Source organism: Pseudomonas fluorescens group sp., assembly GCF_020093335.1.
Lineage (GTDB): Bacteria > Pseudomonadota > Gammaproteobacteria > Pseudomonadales > Pseudomonadaceae > Aquipseudomonas > Aquipseudomonas petroselini.
Map to the genome: position 1 here is coordinate 22,747 of NZ_JAIOKW010000032.1, position 23,065 is coordinate 45,811.

Sequence of the window (23,065 nt, forward strand, 5' to 3'; positions counted from 1 at the left end):
ATAAACGTGCTAATAGGCAACCTTTGGTTTTCAAATGGAAACAATCCATGAGCGAGATGGATGATCTGGCGGCCTTTGCCGTACTGATAGAAGCCGGTAGTTTCACCCTGGCCGCCGAGCAACTGGGCTGCAGCAAAGGGCAGCTGTCCAAGCGGATCAGCCAGTTGGAGGCGCAGTTTTCCGTGGTATTGCTGCATCGCACCACGCGCAAACTCAGCCTGACTGCTGCGGGTGCGGCATTGCTGCCCCAGGCCCAGGCATTGGTGGTGCAAGTGGATCGCGCCCGCCAGGCACTGGCTCGGCTTAAGGATGACCTGGCCGGGCCTGTGCGTATGACGGTTCCGGTGTCGCTGGGCGAAACCTTTTTCGATGGCTTGTTACTGGAGTTTTCCAAACAGTATCCGCAGGTGCAGATCGAGCTGGAGCTCAACAACCGCTACCGTGATCTGGCCCGGGACGGCTTTGACCTGGGCGTACGCTCAGGCGCGATTGAAAACGAGCGCCTGGTGGCCAAGCCGTTGCTGGCCTGGCATGAGATGACCTGCGCCAGCCCGGCCTACCTCGAGCACTATGGTGAACCCGAGACGCCGGCTGACCTGGCCGCGCATATCTGCCTGCTCAACAGTCACTACAGCGGTCGCGAGGAGTGGTTGTACCACCAGCAGCACGAATTGTTGCGGGTGCGGGTCAGTGGCACCTTTGCCTCCAATCACTACAACCTGTTGAAAAAGGCCGCGCTGGTGGGCGCGGGTATCGCGCGCCTGCCATCCTATGTACTGCCGGCGGAATTGGCTGACGGCCGATTGCGTTGGCTCCTGCGCGATTATCAGACGCGGAGCATGCCGATGTACCTGGTGCACCCCTATCAGGGCGGCCTGCCGCGTCGCACCCAGGTGTTGGCCGACTACCTGGTGGATTGGTTCAAGCGCAGTGGCGAGGCGCTGGATCGGCTTTAAGCGTAGCGACGGGCGATCAGGTGATCGATGGACACACGTCCCGGCCCTTTGGCCACCAGCAGTAACAGCAGCGCAATCCAGGTGCCATGAGTCGGGTAGGCGTCCGGGTAGACAAACAGCTGAATCACCAGGGTCATGCCGATCAGGGCCAAGGCCGAAAAGCGCGTGGCGAACCCGACGAGGATCAGCACCGGGAAAAAGTGTTCGGCAAACGCAGCCATAGGTGCCGCCACTTCAGGCGAAAGCAGCGGCACATGGTATTCACTGCGAAACAGCGGCAGTGTCGAAGCCGCCAGTTTCGGTGTGCCGAGCTGGAAAGTACCGCTGATCAAATCAATGGCAAAGCCTTCGACTTTGGTTTGCCCGGATTTCCAGAACACCGCGGCAATGGAAAAGCGCGCGACAAAGGCAATCAGGCTGTAGGGAATTTGCTCGAAGAGTTGGATGACCCGTTTGATCAGGTATGAAGGGTGAGTGTTCATGGCGATACCTTGTGTTTTAGATGCAAATGAGTGATGGCGCTGTGGCTGATCAGCAGCGTGAGGCATCGGTGCAGATCGAAGTCGGGTGACGCATCGAGCGCGTGTTCCACGGCTTTTTCTAAGGTCAGGCCTTGGGCCAGGCTGTTGATAAACGCCACTGAACTTCGATTGATGGCGAAAACCCTGACCTCCAGGCCGTGGCGCAATACCAGCGCACTCTGGGCGTTCCACGGGTCCAGGGTCGCCAGGCCGCCCTCGGTCTGGTGCGCCGCCCACACCGTCACGACCGCATACGCGGAGTCCAGGGTGCCCACGGACGGGTGCAGTTGCAGGCGCAGCGCTCCCAGGTCTGCTTGATCTTGCAATGCCAGCAGCACGGCCTGTTGATCCAAGGGGTGGCTGTCGCTCGCGTGATACGCGCAAACCCGCAAGCGTTCCAGGCGGGCAATATCTGCCAGGTAGGGCACGCTGGCCGCCGGTTCGAAGCCCTGGATGAAATCGGCGAGCGTGCTGCCGTACTCACTGATCAATGGACTGGTCGGCGCGTGCCCCTGGACGTAGACGCTCGCCATTGCGCGAAAGAATTCATCGCCCACCAGTTGCAGCGTCACCGGGTATGCCGTCACCAATGCGTTGATCAACGCGCTGTGCACATTGTTGCGGTATACCGCGAAGCGACTGGCTGGATCGGCACCGTTACTGCTGAACAAACCATCCGGACACGCCTGTTCCGGCGCCAGCAAGGCCGCGGTGAAGTCGTCATGAAGGCTCATGGGATCACCTGTGAAAGATGCCAGTCGGCCTGTTCAGCTTCCGTCAGCAGCACGCTGAACGCCGGCAACTGATTGTCCCGTTCGATCAGCGTCGCCATCGGGCCGATGCGTGCCAGTACTTGTTCGTAGAGCTGCCACACGGCGTTATCGATGGGCGAACCGTGGTCATCGATCAACAGGCGGTCGCCCAGGCTGTCAGCGTCTTCGGCGAAACCGGCCAGATGAACTTCACCCACGGCGTGCAACGGCAGGGCATCGATGTAGGCGAGTGGGTTGAGCTGGTGGTTGATGCACGACACGTAGACGTTGTTCACATCCAGCAACAGGCCGCACCCGGTACGGCGAATGATCTCGCTTATGAAATCGGTCTCTTCCAGGGTTGAGCGTTGGAACTGCAGGTAGGTCGACGGGTTCTCCAGCAGCATCGGCCGCTTGAGGGTGCTCTGTACCTGGTCCACGTGTTCGCACACCCGTTGCAGGGTGGCGCTGTCGTAGGCCAGGGGCAACAGGTCATTGAGGAACACCGGGCCGTGGCTGGACCACGCCAGGTGTTCGGAAAAGGAGTGGGGTTGATAGCGCTCGATCAGCGTGGCCAACCGCGCCAAGTGCTCACGGTTCAGCGGTCCTTCGCCCCCGATGGACAGGCCCACACCGTGCAATGACAGCGGGTACTGCTCGCGGATCAGCCCCAGGTAGTGATGAAACGGGCCGCCGGCCACCATGTAGTTTTCGGCATGCACTTCAAAAAAACCGATATCGGGTGCGGTTTCGAGCACTTCAACGAAGTGCTCGTGCTTGAGCCCTAGCCCGGCCCTGCGTGGGAGGCCGGGCGCCTGAGCCTGGGAGACGGCTTGCAGGGATGAAAGAGTCATCATCAGTACTCAGGTTTCGCGAGGGATCAGGACTTGGCGGTAAAGGCTGCTTCCTGGCCGAAGCCGGTCGGCGAGGTGGAGCTTGGGGTCTTGAGGCAGGTGCCGGCTGGGACCAGTTTCCAGGCGTTGGCCTGGTCTTTGGTTTTCGAGGTGCCGGCGCAGGAAGTGCCGGCGCCTGCGGCGCAATCGTTTTTGCCCGCTTCGGCGACACCGAAGCATTTCTGCATGTCGTCGGCTGCGTGTGCGGTGGTGGTCAGCGCGGACAGGCTCAAGGCCGAACCGAGTGCCAGTACGAGGGTAGCGGCGGACAGTTTGGTAGTCATGGTGTATCTCCAGCAGTGGGTTGAGGTGGCAGGCATGGGTGCCTGCGTACACCTCTAGAGACGGTACGGAGAAAATCGTTACAAGCCTGTAGGGAAAATCTTTTGTTTTTCCGCAAAAAAAAGAGGAGCGGGTTTCCCGGCTCCTCTCATGGTTTTTTCCGATCGGCTTTATCAGCCGCCCAGATACGCCTCACGCACTTTCGGATCCGTCAGCAACTGCTCGCCCGTACCCTGCATCACCACCCGGCCGTTTTCCAGCACATAGGCACGGTCAGCGATTTTCAGCGCCTGGTTGGCGTTCTGCTCCACCAGGAACACCGTCACACCGTCCTTGCGCAGTTGTTCGATGATGTCGAAGATCTGCTGGATGATGATCGGCGCCAGGCCCAGTGAAGGTTCGTCCAGCAGCAGCAGCTTGGGCTTGCTCATCAGCGCACGGCCGATGGCGAGCATTTGCTGCTCGCCGCCGGACATGGTGCCACCGCGCTGGCTGAAGCGTTCCTTGAGGCGTGGGAACAGGTGCAGCACCTTGTCCATCTGCTCCTGGTAGTCGCCCTTGTCGGTAAAGAACCCGCCCATGGCCAGGTTCTCTTCCACGGTCAGGCGCGAAAACACCCGACGGCCTTCCGGCACCACCGCAATGCTCTTGCGCATGATCTGCGACGACTGTTGGCCCACCAGCTCTTCACCCATGTAGCGGATGCTGCCGCTGTGGGCCTGGGGCGAACCGCACAGGGTCATCAGCAAGGTCGACTTGCCGGCGCCGTTGGCACCGATCAGCGTGACGATTTCACCCTGGCGCACTTCTACGTTGACGCTGTGCAGGGCCTGGATCTTGCCGTAGAAAGTGGAAACGTTTTCGAATTGCAGCATTTTACGCTTCCCCCAAATAGGCTTTGATCACTTCAGGATTGTCGCGGATCTGCTCCGGCGTCCCGTCGGCCAGCGGCGTGCCCTGGTTGATCACCACGATGTGGTCGGAAATGCTCATGACCAGTTTCATGTCGTGTTCGATCAACAACACCGTGGCGTTATTTTCCTCACGCAACACGCCGATCAGCGCCTTGAGGTCTTCGGTTTCCTTGGGGTTCAGGCCGGCCGCTGGTTCGTCGAGCATGAGGATCCGTGGGCGGGTCATCATGCAACGGGCGATTTCCAAGCGGCGTTGCTGACCGTAGGCCAGGGTGCCGGCCGGGCGGTTGGCAAACTCGGTCAGGTTGACCTTGTCCAGCCAGTACTCGGCGTACTCCATGGCCTCGCGCTCGCTTTTGCGGAACGCGGGGGTCTTGAACAGGCCGGCGAAGAAGTTGGTGTTCAAGTGACGGTGCTGGGCGATCAGCAGGTTCTCGACCGCCGTCATGTCCTTGAACAAGCGCACGTTCTGGAAGGTCCGCACCACGCCCTTGCGGGCGATCTCGTGACCGGCCAGGCCCTGGATCGGCTGGCCGTCGAGCAGGATGCTGCCACCGCTCGGCTTGTAGAAACCGGTGAGGCAGTTGAACACCGTGGTCTTGCCGGCGCCGTTCGGGCCGATCAACGCAACCACTTGTTTCTCTTTCACGGTCAGGGCCACGCCATTGACCGCCAGCAAGCCGCCGAAGCGCATGCTCAAGTTTTCGACTTTCAGGATCTCGCGGCTCATTTGCGCAGCTCCATGTGTGGACGTTGCATGGGCAGCAGGCCTTGAGGACGCCAGATCATCATCAGCACCATCATGGCGCCGAACATCAACATGCGGTATTCGCTGAACTCACGCATCATTTCCGGCAGCAGGATCATCACGATCGCAGCCAGGATCACGCCCAGTTGCGAGCCCATGCCACCCAGTACCACGATGGCGAGGATGATCGCCGACTCGATAAAGGTGAACGACTCCGGCGTGACCAGACCTTGCCGAGCGGCAAAGAAGCTGCCGGCGAAACCGGCGAACGCAGCACCCAGGGTAAAGGCGGAGAGCTTGATGATGGTCGGGTTGAGGCCCAGGGCGCGGCAGGCGATTTCATCTTCGCGCAGTGCTTCCCAGGCGCGGCCGATCGGCATGCGCAGCAGGCGGTTGATCACGAACAGTGCCGCCAGTGCCAGCAGCAGCGCCACCAGGTACAGGAATACCACTTTGCTCACCGGGTTGTAGTCGATCCCGAAATATTCGTGGAACGTCTGCATGCCCTCGGCGGCGGTACGGTCGAACGACAGCCCGAAAAACGTCGGCTTGGGAATGCTGCTGATGCCGTTCGGCCCACCGGTGATATCGGTGAGGTTACGCAGGAACAGCCGGATGATTTCACCGAAGCCCAGGGTCACGATCGCCAGGTAGTCACCGCGCAGGCGCAGTACCGGGAAGCCCAGCAGGAAGCCGAACGTGGCCGCCGCCATGCCTGCCAGCGGCAGACAGATCCAGAAGCTCCAACCCAGGTAGTGCGACAGCAGTGCGTAGGTGTAGGCACCCACGGCGTAGAAGCCGACATAACCGAGGTCAAGCAGACCGGCCAGGCCCACCACGATGTTCAGGCCCAGGCCCAGCAATACGTAGATCAGGATCAGGGTGGCGATATCAACCGCACCGCGCGAGCCGAAGAATGGCCAGATCAACGCGGCGACGATCAGGCCGATGATGATGTAGCGCTGGGTGCGTGGCAGGGTCAGGAATTGGCTGACCTTGGGCGACACCAGTGGGCCACGGTTGGACTTGAACAGTGCACCGACCTGCTGGGTGAACAGCACGCGCAGGAACATCAACACCGAGCACAGCGCGATGATGGTCAGGGTCACGGGACCGGTGCCATGCACTTCCAGGTTGATGCCGACAATGCTCAGCTTGAGGCCCAGTACCGGGAACGCCACGGCCCAGACCAGCAAGGCGCTGAAAAACGCCGATTTAAGATATCTGCTCATACTTTCTCAACCTCCGGACGGCCCAGGATGCCGGTCGGACGGAACAACAGCACCAGAACCAACAGGCCGAACGCCACGACGTCCTTGTACTGGTCGCCGAAGATATCGGCACCAAAGGCTTCGGCCACACCCAGCACCAGGCCACCGAGCATGGCGCCCGGAATGCTGCCGATGCCGCCCAATACCGCTGCGGTAAAGGCCTTGAGGCCCACCAGGAAACCGGCGTTGGGGTTGATCACGCCGTACTGCATGCTCAGCAGCACTGCCGCAACGGCTGCCAGCGCAGCGCCGATCACGAAGGTCAGGGCGATGATGTTGTTGGTGTTGATGCCCAGCAGGTTGGCCATCTTTATGTCTTCGGCACAGGCCCGGCAGGCGCGCCCCAGACGGGAGCGGGAGATGAACAGGGTCAGGCCCAGCATGGCCACCAGGGTGACGACGAAGACCAGGATCTGCATGTAGGAAATCAGGACTTCTTCCGCACCGCCCGGGCCGAAGGAGAAGCTCCCCGGAATCAGGTTGGGGATGGATTTATCCTTGGAGTCCTGGGACAGCAATACGGTGTTCTGCAGGAAAATCGACATGCCGATGGCGGAAATCAGCGGGATCAAACGGTTGCTGCCACGCAAGGGGCGGTAGGCAACGCGCTCGATACTGTAGCCATAGGCACTGGTTACGACGATCGACGCAAGGAACGCAGCGGTCATCAACAGCGGCAGTGAGTGGATACCCATCATGGCCAGCCCGGCAAGGGCGATGAAGGCCACGTAGGAACCAATCATGTACACCTCGCCATGGGCGAAGTTGATCATTCCAATGATGCCGTAAACCATTGTGTAGCCAATGGCTATCAAGGCATAGGTGCTGCCAATGGTCAGGCCATTAACCAGCTGTTGGAAAAAATGATAGATCTCAGGCATTACAGCGCTCCTAAAAACCCGATACGCATTTCACTGGTGGAGTCATGTTCCGGCCCCGTGCTGTGTTCTGTGAGCACATTTGCACAAAGCGTTTGCCAGCGAACCGCTGGTGACGGTTTTAAGATTTTCAGGTGAGCCAGCGCCCGGATCGCGGGTGTCAGGCCCATAAACCTCGTAAAACAAAGCCCACTGCTCTCACAGTGGGCTTGTTGGACCAGTAACGCCTGGCTTACTGAGGGGAAACTTCGGTTTTTGGTTTACCGAAGTGCCATTCGTAGACCACGAATTTGAAGTCCTTCAGGTCGCCCTTGGCGTCGAAGCTCAGGTCGCCAGTAGGGGTCTTGAAGGTGCCCGCGTGGATGGCGGCTGCCACTTTGCCGGTGTCTTCGCTCTTCGCAGCGGTGATGCCGGCAGCGATCACTTCAACAGCCGAGTAGGCTGGGAACACGAATGGACCGGTTGGGTCCTGCTTGTTCTTGGCGAACTCTTCAACGATGGCTTTGTTGGCCGGGTCGGTGTCGAAGGATTTCGGCAGGGTCACCAGCAGGCCTTCGGAAGCGCCCTGGGCGATTTGCGAGATGGAGTCGTTACCGACACCTTCTGGGCCCATGAACTTGGCGTTCAGGCCTTTTTCCTTGGCCTGGCGCAGGATCAGGCCCAGCTCAGGGTGGTAGCCGCCGTAGTAGACGAAGTCGACGTTGGCTTGCTTGAGTTTCTGGATGATCGAGGAGAAGTCTTTGTCGCCGGCGTTCAGGCCTTCGAAGACGGCAACCTTGGTGCCTTTTTTCTCGAGGGTCTGTTTGACGGCAGTGGCGATGCCTTCACCGTATTGCTGTTTGTCGTGCAGGACGGCAACGATTTTCGGCTTCACGTGGTCGGCGATGTAGTTGCCGGCCGCTGGGCCTTGCGCGCTGTCCAGGCCGATGGTGCGGAAGATCAGCTTGTAGCCACGTGCGGTGATTTCCGGGCTGGTAGCCGCCGGGGTAATCATGATCACGCCTTCATCTTCATAGATGTCGGAGGCTGGCTGAGTGGAGCTGGAGCACAGGTGACCGACCACGAACTTGACGCCGTCGTTGACCACTTTGTTGGCGACGGCCACGGCTTGTTTTGGATCGCAAGCGTCGTCGTATTCCTTGGCTTCAAGCATTTTGCCGTCGACGCCGCCCTTGGCGTTGATGTCGGCGATGGCTTGCTTGGCACCCATGAATTGCATGTCGCCGTATTGCGTCACGGGGCCGGTCTTAGGTCCGGCGATGCCGATCTTGATGGTGTCGGCTGCGAACGAATGGCCGGCAACCCCAGCCAGGACCATAGCGGCAAACAGTTTGGAAATCTGCTTAGTAGCCTTATTCATAGTGCTCCACTCTTGCTGTTGTCTTTTTTATAGTTCTAGCGGCCTTGTGAGCTGCAGAACCGGATCAGATATCTCGGATATCCCCCCGGCAGTGCCCTGGCAACTGTACCGGTACAGTGTAGAGCGCCGGTTGATCGGTTGAAAAGCTGGCTGCTGGGGGCAAAAGCCGGGTGTGTCGCTTAAATGAAAGAAAAAGACAGAATTGCGGCGGGGTGATGCCAGAGTTTCGGGCAATCCTTGGCGTTCCTGACACTTTCTCTCGATGACTCATTTGCAACTGGGTTTTTCTGCTTGAGGCGTGACGCTATGATTGCGCCGATTTTTCCCCAAGGTGAACACCCATGACGCAAGAACCTAGCACCCTCTATGCCAAGCTGCTCGGAGAAACCGCCGAAATTTCCTGGAAGGAGCTTGAGCCGTTCTTTGCCAAGGGTGCCCTATTGTGGGTCGACGCCGGCCTGGATTTGATCGAGGCTGCCGAGGGAATGGCTGAGGACAACCGCGATAAAGTCGCTGCCTGGCTGGCCGCAGGGAGCCTTGGCGAGGTGTCTGCGACGCGGGCATTGGACTTGGTTGAACGTGATCCGAGCCTATGGGCGGTGGTGGTATCGCCGTGGATTCTGATCCAGGAAAGGGCAGTGTAAGAAAGGGTTGCGCGAAAAAGGTGCGTGTTTTTTGCTGTGGCAAGTGTGTAGCGGAGTAACTGCTGACGCCGTGATGGCATGTTGCCGTGAAGAAAGGTCACAGGTGAGGGTGACGTGCACGGCATGGGAACAGTTAGGGCGCTTGCGGAATCGCTGCGTAATTGTTTCCAAGTGTGCCGGGACTGTAGATAGCTGTTGTCTGGACTACCGCATTCGCGAGCAAGCCCGCTCCCTCAGTTGACCGTGCGCATCCTGCAGAAATGCGCTCGACTGTGGGAGCGGGCTTGCTCGCGAAGAGGGCAACGCGGCCTAGGCGGTTTTCCCGGTATGGTTATTCAACGAAATAACCTTGGTCTTGCCGATGCGGTGACGATAAATCTCGCGCAGGTACTTGATCGCTTTCTTTACGCAGTCCCGTGACAGGCGAATGTCATTGATCGACACAAACTTGTCTTTGTCGTTGATCAGCTCGCGGTACTTCTTCTCATACATCGGCTTGATCGCGTACCAGTTGGTATCGAGGATCTTTGCCGGGTTTTCGAACTCGTTGAGCAACTCGTCGATGCGGTCTTCATCGAAGTCTTCGTGGATGATGAAGTCCAGGATCGAGTTGTCCAGCGTGTCATCGAAGCGGTACGGGTTACGTGCAAAGCAGCGCTTGATAAAGGCCACGATCAACGTGAGGAAGTCATCCGACAGGCACGGGCTTTTCGCGATCAGGGTGGTCAACGACAGGTTGGCCGAGGCACCGATCACCAGCGCGTAGCGCTTGAGGGTGGTGTTGGGGAACAAGCTGTTGAGGTGGGTCTTGAGCCGGTTCAGGTCCATGTAGGAAAGCTTGTAGTCCTTGGGCAGCGACACGATGGACACCACCGACGAGCAGTTCTTGAAGAAGTGCAGGTCATGCAGCGCGGCCGCGTCGTAGCCGGAGTTCTTGTACTGCTCCAGGGAGGCCTTGTAGCGCTTGGATTCAATCGGCAGCAAGCTGATGCCTTCGATGGCCTGGGTGACTTTGTTGAAGTGCGGCAGGTCGATGGAGCGGAAGAACAGGTCGTCGATGTTCAGGCGCTGGGGCTCTTTCTCGAAGACCTTGAATTTGTCATTCGACGGTGCCGGCGTTTCCGGGACTACGGACTCGGCGTAGGCAATCGCCACCGGGCCGGCCAGGCTCATGAACAGGTCGTTGGCATCCAGGCGAATGGTTTCGCCGATGTCGATACCGGCGCGGCGGAAGTAGTTCTGGTCGTAGTCGGTGGTCACGGCCTGGGCCGTGAGGATGTTGAAGATCTGCTGGGAAATGTACTGGTTGGCGTGTTTTTCCATGGCATTGACGTCAATGTTCTGGATATTGCCGTCATCGCTTTCTTCGGCATAACGCATGATGTCGTTGGAGATCAGCATCATCGCGTTCCACGGCCGGATACGGCCCTTCACACTGGCTTCGCTGCTGTCTTCATTGGCGAAGTTGTACGAGAAATCCCATTCTTCCGACAGGTATTTGCACAGCAGCCGTCCGGCGTTGATGTGCAGCGCCTCGGACATTTCGCTGCGGTGGTCGGAGATATTCGGTAGCACGCAAATGCCGCTGGTGAAGATCGGCTCGAACACAAAGGCGTGGCCGCTCTTGCTGTCGTGCTCGTCGGCGGGCTTGGTGTCGAACGTCTTGTTCATGTACGAGTGCTGCTGGGCCAGGCCGAACTCCGAGGCCATGCCCGAGCCGGTACCGCCGCCGGCGCTGAAGATTGAGAAGTACAGGCGCGACTGGTTGGCCTTGATGCCGCAGGAGTCGATCAAATACGAGTGGATCATCTTCCAGTCGGGGCTGGAAAAACGCTGGGTGTCTTTGTTGAGGATGATCTTGGCCAGGTACTGGCCGAGGATCGGCGCGTTACCGGCGCCACCGGCGTGGACCTCCGACAGGTCCATGATTTTCATCTTGCTGTAGTCACGCAGGAAACCGCTTTTCTCGCCCTTGCGCGAAAAACGGATGCGCCCGGCGATGTCCTTGTCCAGGTCGCCGAGCATCACCAGCGGTTCTACCAGGAACACCGGTTTGCTGGCCTTGCCGCTGCCCAGGCGCAGGTTGTTGCGGATCCACTGGGCCGGGCTGTAACCCTTGTCCTGTGATTTATCTTCGTTGCTGAACTCGTTCAAGTAGAACTTGCGGGCGTTGTACACCAGCTCCGCTACATCCAGCGCGATGTTCGAACCGCAACGGCCCAGGCCGATCAGGCACACCGACGGGAATTCCTGCTCGGTGCGCGGATCGCTGTCGCCTTCCAGGTGGGGCGGGCGAGGGAACACCATGTCGCGCAGGCCATCAAGGTTGTCGAGGATGCGGTCGGTATTGGTTTCGGTGAAATACAGGTATTGCTGAGTGGCCAGCGGGCGGGCGGTGCTCAATGACTTTGAACCTGAGGGTTTTTCCGCAGGAGCTGGGAGCAACACGTCGGATACCACGGTGGCAGAGTTATTTTTAGAAGTCATTGTGCGCCATGTGCCTGGGCGGATGGCTGAAAAGTATCAAATGGCCATCACGGAATGGGAGTTCGCGACTTTGCAGTGCGTCCTTGTCCGGGACGATCGGGCTTGACCCTGTTGTGCTCAGGGAAAACCTGGCCGGACTCTGATGAATCGGCCGTTCGTCGGCGTTCTTTAGGCCAATGATGGCGAAATGCCAAAGTTTAGGCGTCAGCGAATTGGCCTGACGATGGACGTGTTGCCTTTGCGCGTGGGAGCAGGCTCTTTCGGTGCGCTGTTGTCTTTGGCGCCCACCAGGCTGTGCGGATAGAGTGGGTTGCGCAAGTTGATACCCTGCATGACACCGATGATGTCGCTGGCGGGCACTGCCGGGCTCAAGAGGTAGCCTTGGACGAAATCACAGCCATGCTTGAGCAACAGCTCGAACTGCGCCTGGGTTTCCACGCCTTCGGTGACGACCTCCAGGTGCAGGGTATGGGCCATGCCAATAATCGCCTGGACAATCTCGATATCGGCGGTGGACTTGGGAATGTCCTGGATAAACGAGCGGTCGATCTTCAAGGTGTTGAGGGGAAGGCGCTTGAGGTAGGCCAGGGACGAATAGCCGGTACCAAAGTCGTCGATGGCCAGCGACACGCCTAGCGCGCGGATTTGCCGCAGCAGCGCCAGGGTGCTGCTGATGTTGCCCATCAGCGCGTTTTCGGTGACTTCCAGTTCCAGGCGGTTGGCGGCAATTGCACTGAAACGCAGCGCATCCTCGATTTCGTCCGCCAGTTCATCCCGGGCCAGGTTAAGGGCCGAGCAGTTCACCGCCATGGTCAATTCGGTATAGCCCCGGTCAGACAGCAGGCTCAGGTCATGACAGGCTTGGCGCAGCACCCAGTGGTCCAATTCGGCAATCAGCCCGTTGCTTTCGGCGATACCGATAAACCGGTCCGGCGCCAGCAGCCCATGCTGTGGGTGTTGCCAGCGCACCAGGGCTTCCAGCCGTGTGACCTTGCCCAGTTTCATGTCAAAGATCGGTTGGTAGAACAGCACCAGTTGGTTACGGGTGCGCAGGGCGCCGCGCAGTTCTTCTTCCAGTTGCAGTTCGAGGAAGGCTCGGGTTTTCAGGTTGGAACTGAAGAAGTTCAGGCTGTTGCGCCCCGCGTCCTTGGACTGGTACAGCGCCAGGTCAGCGGTTTTGAGCAACTCTTCGCAGGTCAGGCCGTCATCGGGATACAGGCTGATGCCGATGCTGGTGGTCATCACCATACGGCGGCCAGCCAGTTCGATGGGCTCCTTCATCTTTTGCATGATGCGCTGGGCCAGGTGCCGGGCTTCGTCGCGGTGGTGAATGCTGATCAGAATGCAGAACTCATCACCGCCAAACCGCGCCACCACATCCGCATGGCTGCGCACCGAGCCCTTGATATGCGCGGCCAGCACGGTGAGTAATTGGTCACCGGCGTCATGCCCGAGGCTGTCATTGATGCGCTTGAAGTGGTCGATATCGAGGAAGATCACTGCCATCATGCCGTTTGACGCGGCTTTTTCGGCGAGTTTCTCCGCGAAGATCTGATTGAAACCCCGCCGATTGAGCAGGCTGGTCAAGGCGTCGTAATGGGCTACCTGTTGCAGGGAGGCGCGGGCCTGGTCCAGTTCGCTGAGCAGGGCATTGACCCGGCGCAGGTCGCGTTCTTTGTGTTGCAGCTTCTTGTCGGCCAGGGCGGCGCTGATGCTGCTGCCAATGACCAGCAGGGTGATGACCGCCACCGACAACCCCAGTTGAATGGGGTTGTTATCCGAAGGCAGTGAGAGGTCAGCGCCGGCGGGGACGATCAACTGCAGGGCCGCCATGCCCGTAAAATGCATGCTCAGGATTCCCGCGCCCAGGACCAGGCTGGCGGCGTATTTGAGCAGTTGATGAAACACGCCGGTGCCCGTGCGCAAGTGACTCGACAGCAACAACGCGGCCAGGCTCGCACCCATGGCGATGCCCACCGAGGCCAGGAACAATCCCGAGTCGAAATACAGTTGGGCCTGGGAACGCATGGCCGACATGCCCACGTAGTGCATCAAGGCGATGCCGATCCCCATCCATATAGACGCCAGCACATACTGGTGGAAGCGTAGGCTGGAATGACTGAGCGTTTGCATGGCAAACAGCGACGCGATCAGGGCGATCATCAAGGACGCGAACGTCATCAACAGGTCGTAGTGAATCGCGATTGGCGCCTGGAAGGCCAGCATGCTGATGAAGTGAGTGGACCAGATCCCGCCGGCCAGGCAGCCGGCGCCGAGCCAGCGCCAGTGGCGTCTTGCGGTAGGGTCCTCGACGTGGCCGACGCGCTCGGCCATGTCCAGCGTGCCGAAACCCGCCGCGCAAGCGACCAGGTAGGCCAGGAGTACCAGGAAGGGGTTATGACTGCAATTGAGTAATAAGTGCCCGCTCTCTGGAAGTTCGGTAAAAAAATGCAGACCTAGCCATTCCATAGCATGTCCCGTCATAGAGTCACGTCACTGCCTACGGCGATGACCTATGAGGTCCAGTATAGAAGCCTCGCGGAATTTGCCACGAATAATGGCACATTGCTGTGAACCATTTTGGCATGCCTCCCATAGCGTTTGATGCTAAGCGCTGATGGGCAGTGTCAACTCGAAGGGGGCTTCCAGGGGGGCCAGGCCAAACGCTGCGCGTGCGGCATCGCAATCGACGTTTTGTACGCCTTGGTACCACGAGGACTCGAATTCGCGGCATACGCTCGAACGCTGCTCGTAGATCGTGCAACGGGTGGCCTGGCCCACTTCACCCTCAAGGCTGCAGCAGCGCGCAGGTTTCTGGTCGGTGCCGATCATTGCCACGCGGGTCGGGTTGATTTGCACCACCAAGTCATCGGGCACCGTGCCTCCCGACGAGGCGCATTCACCCCAGAAGAAAGACACACGAAAGTGTGAACAACAGGCACCGCAATTCAGACACGGACTGGCTTCGGACATGGGCGTCATCGATAAGAAAAGTAGAATGGGGTGTTACAGGAAGGCTCGCCATTCTATCCGTGCCATGGCCATTGGGAAGAGGGGACAGAACTTATATTTTCCGTAGGGAAAGTCCCAGGATGCCGGGTGAAATCATGCCCTATCAGCTTTACGAATCATTACAGACAAGCCTCGCCCGCCTGACTATGTTGCAGGTACCGGGCAGGATGCATCGGGCATCGCAGCTCTCATAACAATAAAAGAGACGGACCCATGCAGAACTCGACCCAAGCGGCGAATGCCTGGCGCATTCTGTTCCTGCTGTTCCTCGCCAATCTGTTCAACTTCTTCGATCGCACCATTCCCGCGATCATCATCGAGCCAATCCGCATGGAATGGCACCTGAGTGACTTCCAGCTCGGCATCATCGGCACCGCTTTCACCATCGTCTACGCCATTGCCGGCCTGCCGCTCGGGCGACTGGCCGATACCGGCTCGCGCAGCAAACTGATGGGGTGGGGCCTGTTCGCCTGGAGCGGGCTGACGGCGGTGAACGGTCTGGTCGGCAGTTTCTGGACGTTTTTGCTGGTGCGCATGGGCATTGGCATTGGCGAAGCCAGCTATGCGCCAGCCGCCAACTCATTGATTGGCGACCTGTTCCCGGCGCACCGCCGCGCGCGGGCCATGGGGATTTTCATGCTGGGGCTGCCGTTGGGTCTGTTGCTGGCGTTCTTCACCATCGGTTGGATGGTCAAGGCGTTCGACAGCTGGCGTGCACCCTTCTTTATCGCGGCGGTGCCGGGGCTGATCCTTGCTGTGTTCATGTTCTATATCAAGGAGCCCAAGCGCGGCGCGGCGGAAACCGTGCAGGTTTCACAGGAACGCGTCGACCGCCCGATCCGCCGCGTGCTGGCGGTGCCGACCTTCCTGTGGCTGGTGCTGGCCGGGTTGTGCTTCAACTTCGCGACCTATGCCTGCAACTCATTCCTGGTGCCGATGTTGCAGCGTTATTTCCTGATGCCGTTGCAGGATGCCGCCGTGGCAACCGGGGTGATCGTCGGCCTGACCGGCCTGGTGGGCCTGACCCTGGGTGGCTGGATCGCCGACAAGATCCATCAGCGTGTCGCCAACGGCCGGCTGCTGTTCGCCGCGTTCAGCCTGATCATCTCCACCGTGACCACGGCCTGGGCGTTGCACGCCGGGCGCATTGAGATTGGTGTGTTTGTGGCGTTGTTCAGTGTGGGCTGGCTGTTCGCCTATAACTTCTACACCTGCGTGTACACGGCGATCCAGGATGTGGTCGAACCGCGCCTGCGGGCCACGGCGATGGCGCTGTTTTTTGCCGGGCTGTATTTGTTGGGTGGCGGCATGGGGCCGATCGTTGTAGGGGGCTTGTCCGACCATTTTGCTCATTCGGCGATGTATGCGGCGGGGGCGGAGCAGATGACCGAGGCTTACAAGGCGGTGGGGTTGCATGACGCCATGTACCTGATTCCGGTGGCGTTGTTCCTGACCATGCTGTTTCTGTTCCAGGCGTCGCGCAGCTTTGTGCGGGATGCCAAGAAGATGAAAGAGGGGTTGAGCGGGGTGGAGGTACCTGCTGCTGCGGTTGCTGTTTGAGACCGCAGTGACGCCATCGGGGGCAAGCCCCCTCCCACATTTGACTGCTTTCACAAATCAACGTGTGGGAGGGGGCTTGCCCCCGATGAGGCCCTCAAGACAAAGAAAGAAGGTAGCTATTAACCGGCGACCAGAACCCGAATCGCTTCCAAGCGCAGCGCCGCCTTATCCAGCATGGCCAGGCCTTGCTCGCGTTGGGTGCGCAGGGCAACCAGCTCGCTGTCGCGTACGGTCGGGTTGACCGCTTGCAACGCGGTCAGGCGCGCCAGTTCTTCGTCGGTGTCTGCCGCCAGGCGGCGTTTGGCCTCGGCTACGCGCTCGGCGTGGCGTGGGGTGATCTTCTCTTCACCGGCGTTGATCCGCGGCGTCAGCTGGTCGCGCTGGGCCTGGATGAACTTGTTGGCGCTGGCACGTGGCACGCTTTCCAACTGGTCGTTGAGGGTTTCGAAGGTCACACGGCCGGACAGGTCGTTGCCATTGGCATCCAGCAGGCAGCGCAGGGCGGCCGGTGGCAGGTAGCGGCCCAGTTGCAGCGAGCGCGGGGCAACCACTTCGCTGACGTAGAGCAGTTCCAGCAACACGGTGCCCGGCTTGAGCGCCTTGTTCTTGATCAACGCCACGGCGGTGTTGCCCATTGAACCGGACAGCACCAGGTCCATGCCGCCCTGCACCATCGGGTGTTCCCAGGTGATGAACTGCATGTCTTCGCGCGACAGTGCCTGGTTACGGTCGTAGGTGATGGTCACGCCTTCGTCGTCGCCCAGAGGGAAGCTGGCGTCGAGCATTTTTTCGCTGGGCTTGAGGATCAGCGCGTTTTCCGAATGGTCTTCACTGTCGATGCCGAATGCGTCGAACAGGGTTTCCATGTAGATCGGCAGGGCGAACTGATCGTCTTGCTCGAGGATGTCTTCCACCAGCGCATCACCTTCGCCTGCGCCGCCGGAGTTGAGCTCCAGCAGACGGTCGCGGCCGGTGTGCAGCTCCTGTTCCAGACGCTCGCGCTCGGCACGGGCCTCGTCGATCAGGGCTTGCCACTCGCCGTCGTCGGCGTTTTCCAGCAGCGGCAGCAGGCGTGGGCCGAACTGATGCTGCAAGGCGTTGCCGGTCGGGCAGGTGTTGAGGAACGCGTTCAGCGCTTCGTGGTACCACTGGAACAGGCGCTCTTGCGGGCTGGTTTCCAGGTACGGCACGTGCAGTTCGATCACGTGTTTCTGGCCGATCCGGTCCAGACGGCCGATCCGCTGTTCCAGCAGGTCGGGGTGGGACGGCAGGTCGAACAGCACCAAGTGGTGGGAGAACTGGAAGTTACGGCCTTCACTGCCGATTTCCGAGCAGATCAGCACCTGGGCGCCGAACTCTTCATCGGCGAAGTAGGCGGCGGCGCGGTCACGCTCGAGGATGTTCATGCCCTCGTGGAACACCGTGGCCGGGATGCCGGAACGTACGCGCAGGGCGTCTTCCAGGTCCATGGCGGTTTCAGCGTGGGCGCAGATCACCAGGACCTTGGTGCGCTTGAGCATTTTCAGCTGGTCGATCAGCCACTCGACCCGTGGGTCGAAGCGCCACCAGCGGTGTTCTTCTTCAACATCCGGCTGCGACTGGAAGCTGACTTCCGGGTACAGCTCGGCGTGTTCGCCCAGCGGCAACTCCATGTACTCGTCCGGGTTCGGCAACGGGTAGGCGTGCAGCTTGCGCTCCGGGAAGCCTTGCACGGCGGCGCGGGTGTTACGGAACAGCACGCGGCCGGTGCCGTGGCGGTCGAGCAGCTCACGCACCAGGCGCGCGCTGGCTTCGGTGTCACCATCGTTGACGGCGGTCAGCAGTGCTTCGCCTTCATTGCCGAGGAAACCCTGGATAGTCTCGTGGGCCTTGGGGGACAAGCGGCCCTTGTCGAGCAACTCCTGCACGGCTTCGGCCACCGGGCGATAGTTCTCGCTCTCGGCGCGGAAGGCGTGCAGGTCGTGGAAACGGTTCGGGTCGAGCAGGCGCAGGCGCGCGAAGTGGCTGTCCTGGCCGAGTTGCTCGGGGGTAGCGGTGAGCAGCAGCACGCCGGGAATCACTTCGGCGAGTTGTTCGACCAGCGAATATTCGGCGCTGGCTTTGTCTTCATGCCACACCAAGTGGTGGGCTTCGTCGACCACCAACAGGTCCCAACCGGCCGCGAACAGCGCGTCCTGGGCCTTTTCGTCGTCGACCAGCCATTCCAGGGCCACCAGGGCCAACTGGGTGTCTTCGAACGGGTTGGTCGCATCGCTTTCGATAAAGCGCTCTTCATCGAACAGCGCGACCTGCAGGTTGAAGCGGCGGCGCATTTCCACCAGCCACTGGTGCTGCAGGTTTTCCGGTACCAGGATCAACACGCGGCTGGCGCGGCCCGACAGCAATTGGCGATGGATCACCAGGCCGGCTTCGATGGTCTTGCCCAAGCCGACTTCGTCAGCCAGCAATACCCGTGGCGCGATACGGTCAGCGACTTCACGGGCGATGTGCAATTGGTGAGCGATAGGTTGCGCACGCACACCACCCAGGCCCCACAACGAAGACTGCAATTGGCGGCTGGTGTGTTCCAGCGTGTGGTAACGCAGCGAGAACCAGGCCAGCGGGTCGATCTGCCCGGCGAACAGGCGGTCGCTGGCCAGGCGGAACTGAATGAAGTTGGACAGTTGGGTTTCCGGCAGGGTGACCTGCTCGTGCTGCCCATTGAGGCCGTGGTACACCAGCAGGCCGTCGACATCGTCGACTTCCTGCACGGTCATTTTCCAGCCTTCGAAATGGGTGATGGAGTCACCCGGCGAGAACCTCACGCGGGTGAGGGGCGCATTCCGTAGCGCATACTGGCGGGTGTCGCCAGTGGCCGGATAGAGCACGGTCAACAAGCGGCCGTCCTGTGCCAGAACGGTGCCTAACCCCAGCTCTGCTTCGCTGTCACTAATCCAGCGTTGCCCCGGTTGATACTGCTGCGCCATGCTGCCTGACTCCCGCCGTGAAAAAGCCGACTATCTTAACGGAACAAGCCCCCACGCCCAAGGACTCTGACAAAAACTACTCCCTGGGGGTGGCACATCGGAAGCTGAATCGACGGGTGGCGGGCACTTGCGAGTGTCGACTGGGTCACAGGTTGGCGAGCTTGCGCTCAAGTCACCCTGCAACCCGCCGACAGCCTGTTGATCAGGAGAATAATCACTATGCTGCCACCCATGCTGCCCGTCAGCGTTGTGCCGGTCACGTCACAACTCGATCCGGTACGTCAGAAGCCGGATATCCCGCCCGTGGTGCCAGTGCAACCGGGCTCCAACGAAAGCACCATCGACCTGAAAAAGGGCGATGCCGAGACGTCGACGTTTTTGCTGCGCGAAGAACAACGTCGCCAGCAGGAACAACAGAAACGCCGGCGTGAAGCCGAGGACGACCCGGAGCAGCACCTGGCCATTCCGGGGGATGTGCTCAACGCCGACAATACGGTGCCGGTGATACCGCTGATCGAAGATGCGCCACGCCAAGGCCTGTGGGTGGACGTCGAGGTTTAGTCGTGCAGTGCCCGCAGGGCCGTTATCAGCACCTCGATCTCGTGTTCGGTATTGAGCGGGCTGACAGAAATCCGCGCCACGCTTTCAAGGCCCCGCGCCTGCATATCCAGCGGCGTGTAGGCGACACCGTTGGCCCCGATGTTAATGCGCTTCAACCCCAGCCGCCGCTTGAGTTCAAAGGCGTCCCAACCCGCCAGGTTGAAGGCGATCAAGCCTGACTGGCGAGTGCCCAGGTCGTGCAGGGTAATGCCCGGAACCCCACGCAACGCTTCGCGGATTCGCTCGCTGGTCTGCGAAACCCTTTCCCATAGGCGCTCGATTCCCAGCCCGTTCATCTCTTGCAACGCATTGCCCAGCCCCGCCAGCAAGGCGAAGGATGTTTCGCTGGTTTCAAAGCGCCGTGCGTCCTGGCGCAGGTCGAACCCCCGGGCGGTCCAGGGCGCTGAAAACACGTCACGCTGAACAGGGTTCAAGCGCTCAAGAAAAGCCGGTCGCACATACAACAGCGCGGTGCCTCGTGGCCCACGCAGGTGTTTGCGCCCGGCTGACTTGAGCACGTCACAGTGCAGCGCTTGCACATCCACCGGCAGTTGGCCGACGGCTTGGCCGGCGTCGATGAAGTAGGGGATGGCGTGACGCCTGGCCACTTCGCCGATGGCCTGGGCGGGGTTGATCAGGCCGCCGTTGGCCGGGAGCCAGGTGAGGTCGATCAACTTCACGCGAGCGTCGATCATCGACTCCAGCGCCACTGGGCAGACTGCGCCGCTGTCGTCGCAGGGGATGACCTCCACCCGAGCGCCTGCTTGCACCGCCCCTTCCATGCTGGCCAGGTTACCGCCCCATTCGTGGCGGCCGACCAGAATGCGATCGCCCGGCTGCCAGGGCCCCAAGGCTTGGAACGCCATGCTCCAGGCGGTCGAGCCACTGCCGGCAAACGCGATGGATGAGACCGGGGCGTTAAGCAGTTGCGCGGCGGCACGGCGGGCTTTTTCCACCAAGACGGCGCCATGCTCGCCGGCTTCCATTGGGCCCTCGCGGGCTTCCCGTTGCAGGTGTTCGATGATCGCATCAAGGGTCGCCTGGCTCGGCAGCGAGGCACCGGCGTGGTTGAAGTGCACGATGCCGGACTGGCAACCAGGCGTGTTGTCCCGCAAGTGCTGAACGTCGAGCGGGCTCATGGGTGCAGCTCGAAAATGGCATCGACCTCCACCGCCACGCCGGCCGGCAGGCTGGAAACGCCCACGGCGGTGCGCACATGCCGGCCCTTTTCGCCAAGGGCGTTGACCAGCAAGTTGGAGGCGCCGTTGGCGACCACGCTCTGTTGTTTGAAGTCAGCGCCGCTGGCGATAAACACCCCCAGGCGCACGGTGCGTACCAGTCGTGAGAGGTCATCACCGAGGGCATCGCTCAACTGCCCCAGCAGGCCCAGTGCCGCGAGTTCTGCCGCGTGTGCGCCTTCCTCATCGCTGATGGACTCGCCCAACCGGCCGACGTAGGCCGGTTTGCCGTCTACAAGCGGAATCTGACCGGAGACAAACAGGTGGTTCTGGCTGACGACGTGGTTGATGTAATTGGCAATCGGCTGGCTGGGCGTAGGCAGCGCGAGGCCGAGGGCGTGCACGCGTTGGCGGAGGGAGTCGCTCATGATCAATCCTCTGGGTTCAAGAGGTTTCAGCATGTTGGCTGTCTCGAAGGGCGACAAACGGATAGATCTCACGCGACCTATCGAAATAACTCACGCGTCGGCGCAGGCTTCCTTCAACCACTGGCTGAAACACGCGGCAGCTTCACTGGCGGGACCTTGAGGGGCGATGAGCCAGTAACCGATGTCGCTGTGGTAGGGCGGCCAATCGAACGCTTCTACCAGGCTGCCGTCCTGCAGCCTGCGTTCGATCAGGCGATGACGGCCCATGGCGATGCCTTGGCCGGCCACGGCGGCTTCGACCACGATGTTGTAGTCGTGCAGCATCACGCGGGGATGGTGGGCGAGGTCGACCTGGTAGTGCTCGGACCAATCGGTCCATTCAAAAGGGCGGTGCGACGTCGCCATCAGCAGCGGGCTGTCCTGCCGTACCTTGAACGCAGGGCTGCACACCGGGGAGATGACTTCCGGCATCAGTCGCGTGGCCTGCACGTCGGGCCAATCACCCTTGCCATAGCGGATGGCCAGGTCGACCTCAGCGCCAGCGACGTTCGCGAGTTGAATGGCCGGCAATAGCTCCACCTGGATAGGGGGGTAGCGATTGAGGAACCCAGCCAGACGCGGCGCCAGCCACAAGGTGGCGAAGGACGCCAGCAAGCCGATGCGTAACACGCTGGCGCTGGGGGTGGCCCGTTGGGCGCGGGTAGCCGCGGCGATGGCGTCGAGCGCCGGGCGGATTTCGTCGTAGTACTGTTGGCCGTCGGCGGTCAGGTCGATCGCGCGCGTGCGTCGGATAAACAGCGGTTTATCCAAGTACTGCTCAAGTTTCTGCACCTGGTGACTCAGGGCACTCTGGGTCACCGACAACTCGTTCGCGGCCTTGATAAAACTCAAATGCCGCGCCACGGCTTCGAAGGCGCGCAGGGCCAGCAACGGCGGAAGGTCCTTGTGCAGTGCCACCTGGGTGCGTCTCCGGGTCTGGAAAAGTAGCGATTTTGGGCGATGGCCTGCCTTTTGTCGCTGGCTGATTTGCCGTTGAGCTGGGGAGGCCGCATTATTGGGCCATTCCCTCCACGACGTAAGCCAAGCCATGAGTGAAGACGACAAGCTGATCGACCTGAATGCCGAACGCGCCAAGCGCGTGCATGACCTCAATGACAAGCGCCTGAATGAAGTGCGCCAGGCCTTCGAACAGGCAATGCCGCTGGGTAAAGTGAAGAAGAAACCGAAGAACAAGCCGAAAAAGCGTTGAAACAGCCTGCATCCATTGATGCAGGTCAGTTATTGCCCTTCTTTACGCTCCGTCGTGGGCGACATTGATCCCCGTCAATTTTCCAATCCGCCTTCTGCATTAACTTAGCCCTATCGCAACAGGGCAAGTGCAGGAGGCCGGTCATGTTTATCGATAATGTGGTATTTGCCGGAGTGCTGACTGTGAGCCTCATGGTGATGTTTTTTGTAGGGTTTGGAATTTTTATCTGGAAAGACGCGAACAAGCGTAAAAAACCATAGGTTTTTCCGGGTTACATGAGCACGCAAGGCATTTTGGGCGACTTCGGTCGCCCTTTTTTTGCCTGCGATTTGATAATCAACACAGGGACAATAGGTGGGTTTGGAA

At 60.2% G+C, this 23,065-nt stretch carries 22 protein-coding genes; 6 read left to right on the forward strand and 16 right to left on the reverse strand.

Going from position 1 to position 23,065, the window contains the following annotated elements; all coding sequences use genetic code 11:
• Positions 1–47: 47 nt before the first annotated feature.
• Positions 48–956, forward strand: coding sequence for a LysR family transcriptional regulator (locus K7431_RS24095; protein ID WP_012722647.1), 909 nt, complete (start codon positions 48–50; stop codon positions 954–956).
• Here the strand turns inward: K7431_RS24095 and K7431_RS24100 are convergent.
• The 9 genes from K7431_RS24100 to K7431_RS24140 all read right to left on the reverse strand — a co-directional run bounded on the left by K7431_RS24100 (position 953) and on the right by K7431_RS24140 (position 8,575).
• Entirely contained in the window at positions 953–1,438 is a 486-nt protein-coding gene (locus K7431_RS24100; protein WP_012722648.1) for a DoxX family protein, read from the reverse strand. The two genes, K7431_RS24095 and K7431_RS24100, sit on opposite strands and share 4 nt — an antisense overlap.
• A complete protein-coding gene (locus K7431_RS24105) occupies positions 1,435–2,211 on the reverse strand; it encodes an HvfC/BufC N-terminal domain-containing protein (RefSeq protein WP_012722649.1) in 777 nt (258 codons plus the stop codon). The genes K7431_RS24100 and K7431_RS24105 overlap by 4 nt, the downstream gene beginning before the upstream one ends.
• The gene (bufB, locus tag K7431_RS24110) at positions 2,208–3,086 is read right to left on the reverse strand and encodes an MNIO family bufferin maturase (protein ID WP_012722650.1); all 879 of its coding nucleotides are present in this window, start codon (positions 3,084–3,086) and stop codon (positions 2,208–2,210) included. The genes K7431_RS24105 and bufB overlap by 4 nt, the downstream gene beginning before the upstream one ends.
• A gap of 23 nt (positions 3,087–3,109) precedes the next feature.
• Positions 3,110–3,406 (reverse strand): BufA1 family periplasmic bufferin-type metallophore, encoded by a 297-nt coding sequence (locus tag K7431_RS24115; protein ID WP_012722651.1) that lies wholly within the window; start codon positions 3,404–3,406, stop codon positions 3,110–3,112.
• A 171-nt stretch (positions 3,407–3,577) separates the two neighbouring features.
• Positions 3,578–4,279 (reverse strand): ABC transporter ATP-binding protein, encoded by a 702-nt coding sequence (locus K7431_RS24120; RefSeq protein ID WP_010212366.1) that lies wholly within the window; start codon positions 4,277–4,279, stop codon positions 3,578–3,580.
• 1 nt (position 4,280) lies between these two features.
• Positions 4,281–5,048 (reverse strand): high-affinity branched-chain amino acid ABC transporter ATP-binding protein LivG, encoded by a 768-nt coding sequence (livG, locus tag K7431_RS24125; RefSeq protein WP_012722652.1) that lies wholly within the window; start codon positions 5,046–5,048, stop codon positions 4,281–4,283.
• Positions 5,045–6,298, reverse strand: a complete 1,254-nt coding sequence (locus K7431_RS24130) for a high-affinity branched-chain amino acid ABC transporter permease LivM (protein ID WP_012722653.1) — start codon at positions 6,296–6,298, stop codon at positions 5,045–5,047. Before K7431_RS24130 ends, livG begins: the two co-directional genes overlap by 4 nt.
• Entirely contained in the window at positions 6,295–7,218 is a 924-nt protein-coding gene (gene livH, locus K7431_RS24135) for a high-affinity branched-chain amino acid ABC transporter permease LivH (protein ID WP_003172375.1), read from the reverse strand. The genes K7431_RS24130 and livH overlap by 4 nt, the downstream gene beginning before the upstream one ends.
• Positions 7,219–7,447: 229 nt before the next feature.
• Entirely contained in the window at positions 7,448–8,575 is a 1,128-nt protein-coding gene (locus K7431_RS24140; protein ID WP_012722654.1) for a branched-chain amino acid ABC transporter substrate-binding protein, read from the reverse strand.
• A gap of 341 nt (positions 8,576–8,916) precedes the next feature.
• Between K7431_RS24140 and K7431_RS24145 the strand changes: the two genes are divergently transcribed.
• Positions 8,917–9,219 carry a DUF2288 domain-containing protein gene (locus K7431_RS24145; RefSeq protein WP_010212359.1) on the forward strand — a complete coding sequence of 101 codons (303 nt, stop codon included), beginning with the start codon at positions 8,917–8,919 and terminating at the stop codon, positions 9,217–9,219.
• Positions 9,220–9,528: 309 nt separating this feature from the next.
• Here the strand turns inward: K7431_RS24145 and K7431_RS24150 are convergent, their stop codons facing one another.
• The 3 genes from K7431_RS24150 to K7431_RS24160 all read right to left on the reverse strand — a co-directional run bounded on the left by K7431_RS24150 (position 9,529) and on the right by K7431_RS24160 (position 14,679).
• On the reverse strand, positions 9,529–11,706 hold the full coding sequence (locus K7431_RS24150) for a hypothetical protein (protein ID WP_012722655.1): 2,178 nt from the start codon (positions 11,704–11,706) through the stop codon (positions 9,529–9,531).
• A gap of 204 nt (positions 11,707–11,910) precedes the next feature.
• Positions 11,911–14,175: a putative bifunctional diguanylate cyclase/phosphodiesterase gene (locus tag K7431_RS24155; protein ID WP_043204928.1), complete on the reverse strand. Its 2,265-nt coding sequence runs from the start codon at positions 14,173–14,175 to the stop codon at positions 11,911–11,913.
• A 138-nt stretch (positions 14,176–14,313) separates the two neighbouring features.
• Positions 14,314–14,679, reverse strand: a complete 366-nt coding sequence (locus K7431_RS24160) for a YkgJ family cysteine cluster protein (protein WP_012722657.1) — start codon at positions 14,677–14,679, stop codon at positions 14,314–14,316.
• Between the two features lie 252 nt (positions 14,680–14,931).
• Between K7431_RS24160 and K7431_RS24165 the strand changes: the two genes are divergently transcribed.
• Positions 14,932–16,278 carry a spinster family MFS transporter gene (locus K7431_RS24165; protein ID WP_012722658.1) on the forward strand — a complete coding sequence of 449 codons (1,347 nt, stop codon included), beginning with the start codon at positions 14,932–14,934 and terminating at the stop codon, positions 16,276–16,278.
• A 119-nt stretch (positions 16,279–16,397) separates the two neighbouring features.
• On the opposite strand, the gene rapA is transcribed toward K7431_RS24165, so the two are convergent.
• The gene (gene rapA, locus K7431_RS24170) at positions 16,398–19,244 is read right to left on the reverse strand and encodes an RNA polymerase-associated protein RapA (RefSeq protein WP_012722659.1); all 2,847 of its coding nucleotides are present in this window, start codon (positions 19,242–19,244) and stop codon (positions 16,398–16,400) included.
• 219 nt (positions 19,245–19,463) lie between these two features.
• Here rapA and K7431_RS24175 point away from each other — a divergent pair, with 219 nt between their 5' ends.
• A complete protein-coding gene (locus tag K7431_RS24175; protein ID WP_043204931.1) occupies positions 19,464–19,805 on the forward strand; it encodes a hypothetical protein in 342 nt (113 codons plus the stop codon).
• On the opposite strand, the gene K7431_RS24180 is transcribed toward K7431_RS24175, so the two are convergent.
• From K7431_RS24180 to K7431_RS24190, 3 genes are all read right to left on the reverse strand, one after another.
• A complete protein-coding gene (locus K7431_RS24180; RefSeq protein WP_012722661.1) occupies positions 19,802–20,983 on the reverse strand; it encodes an aminotransferase class V-fold PLP-dependent enzyme in 1,182 nt (393 codons plus the stop codon). The two genes, K7431_RS24175 and K7431_RS24180, sit on opposite strands and share 4 nt — an antisense overlap.
• Complete coding sequence (locus K7431_RS24185; protein WP_012722662.1) at positions 20,980–21,450, reverse strand: RidA family protein; 471 nt, start codon at positions 21,448–21,450, stop codon at positions 20,980–20,982. The genes K7431_RS24180 and K7431_RS24185 overlap by 4 nt, the downstream gene beginning before the upstream one ends.
• A 90-nt stretch (positions 21,451–21,540) precedes the next feature.
• Positions 21,541–22,407, reverse strand: coding sequence for a LysR substrate-binding domain-containing protein (locus tag K7431_RS24190; protein WP_012722663.1), 867 nt, complete (start codon positions 22,405–22,407; stop codon positions 21,541–21,543).
• Between the two features lie 130 nt (positions 22,408–22,537).
• Between K7431_RS24190 and K7431_RS24195 the strand changes: the two genes are divergently transcribed.
• Together K7431_RS24195 and ccoM are read left to right on the forward strand one after the other, a co-directional pair.
• Entirely contained in the window at positions 22,538–22,699 is a 162-nt protein-coding gene (locus K7431_RS24195) for a hypothetical protein (protein WP_017137225.1), read from the forward strand.
• Between the two features lie 143 nt (positions 22,700–22,842).
• On the forward strand, positions 22,843–22,959 hold the full coding sequence (gene ccoM / locus K7431_RS30960; RefSeq protein WP_010212341.1) for a cytochrome c oxidase subunit CcoM: 117 nt from the start codon (positions 22,843–22,845) through the stop codon (positions 22,957–22,959).
• Positions 22,960–23,065: the final 106 nt, after the last annotated feature.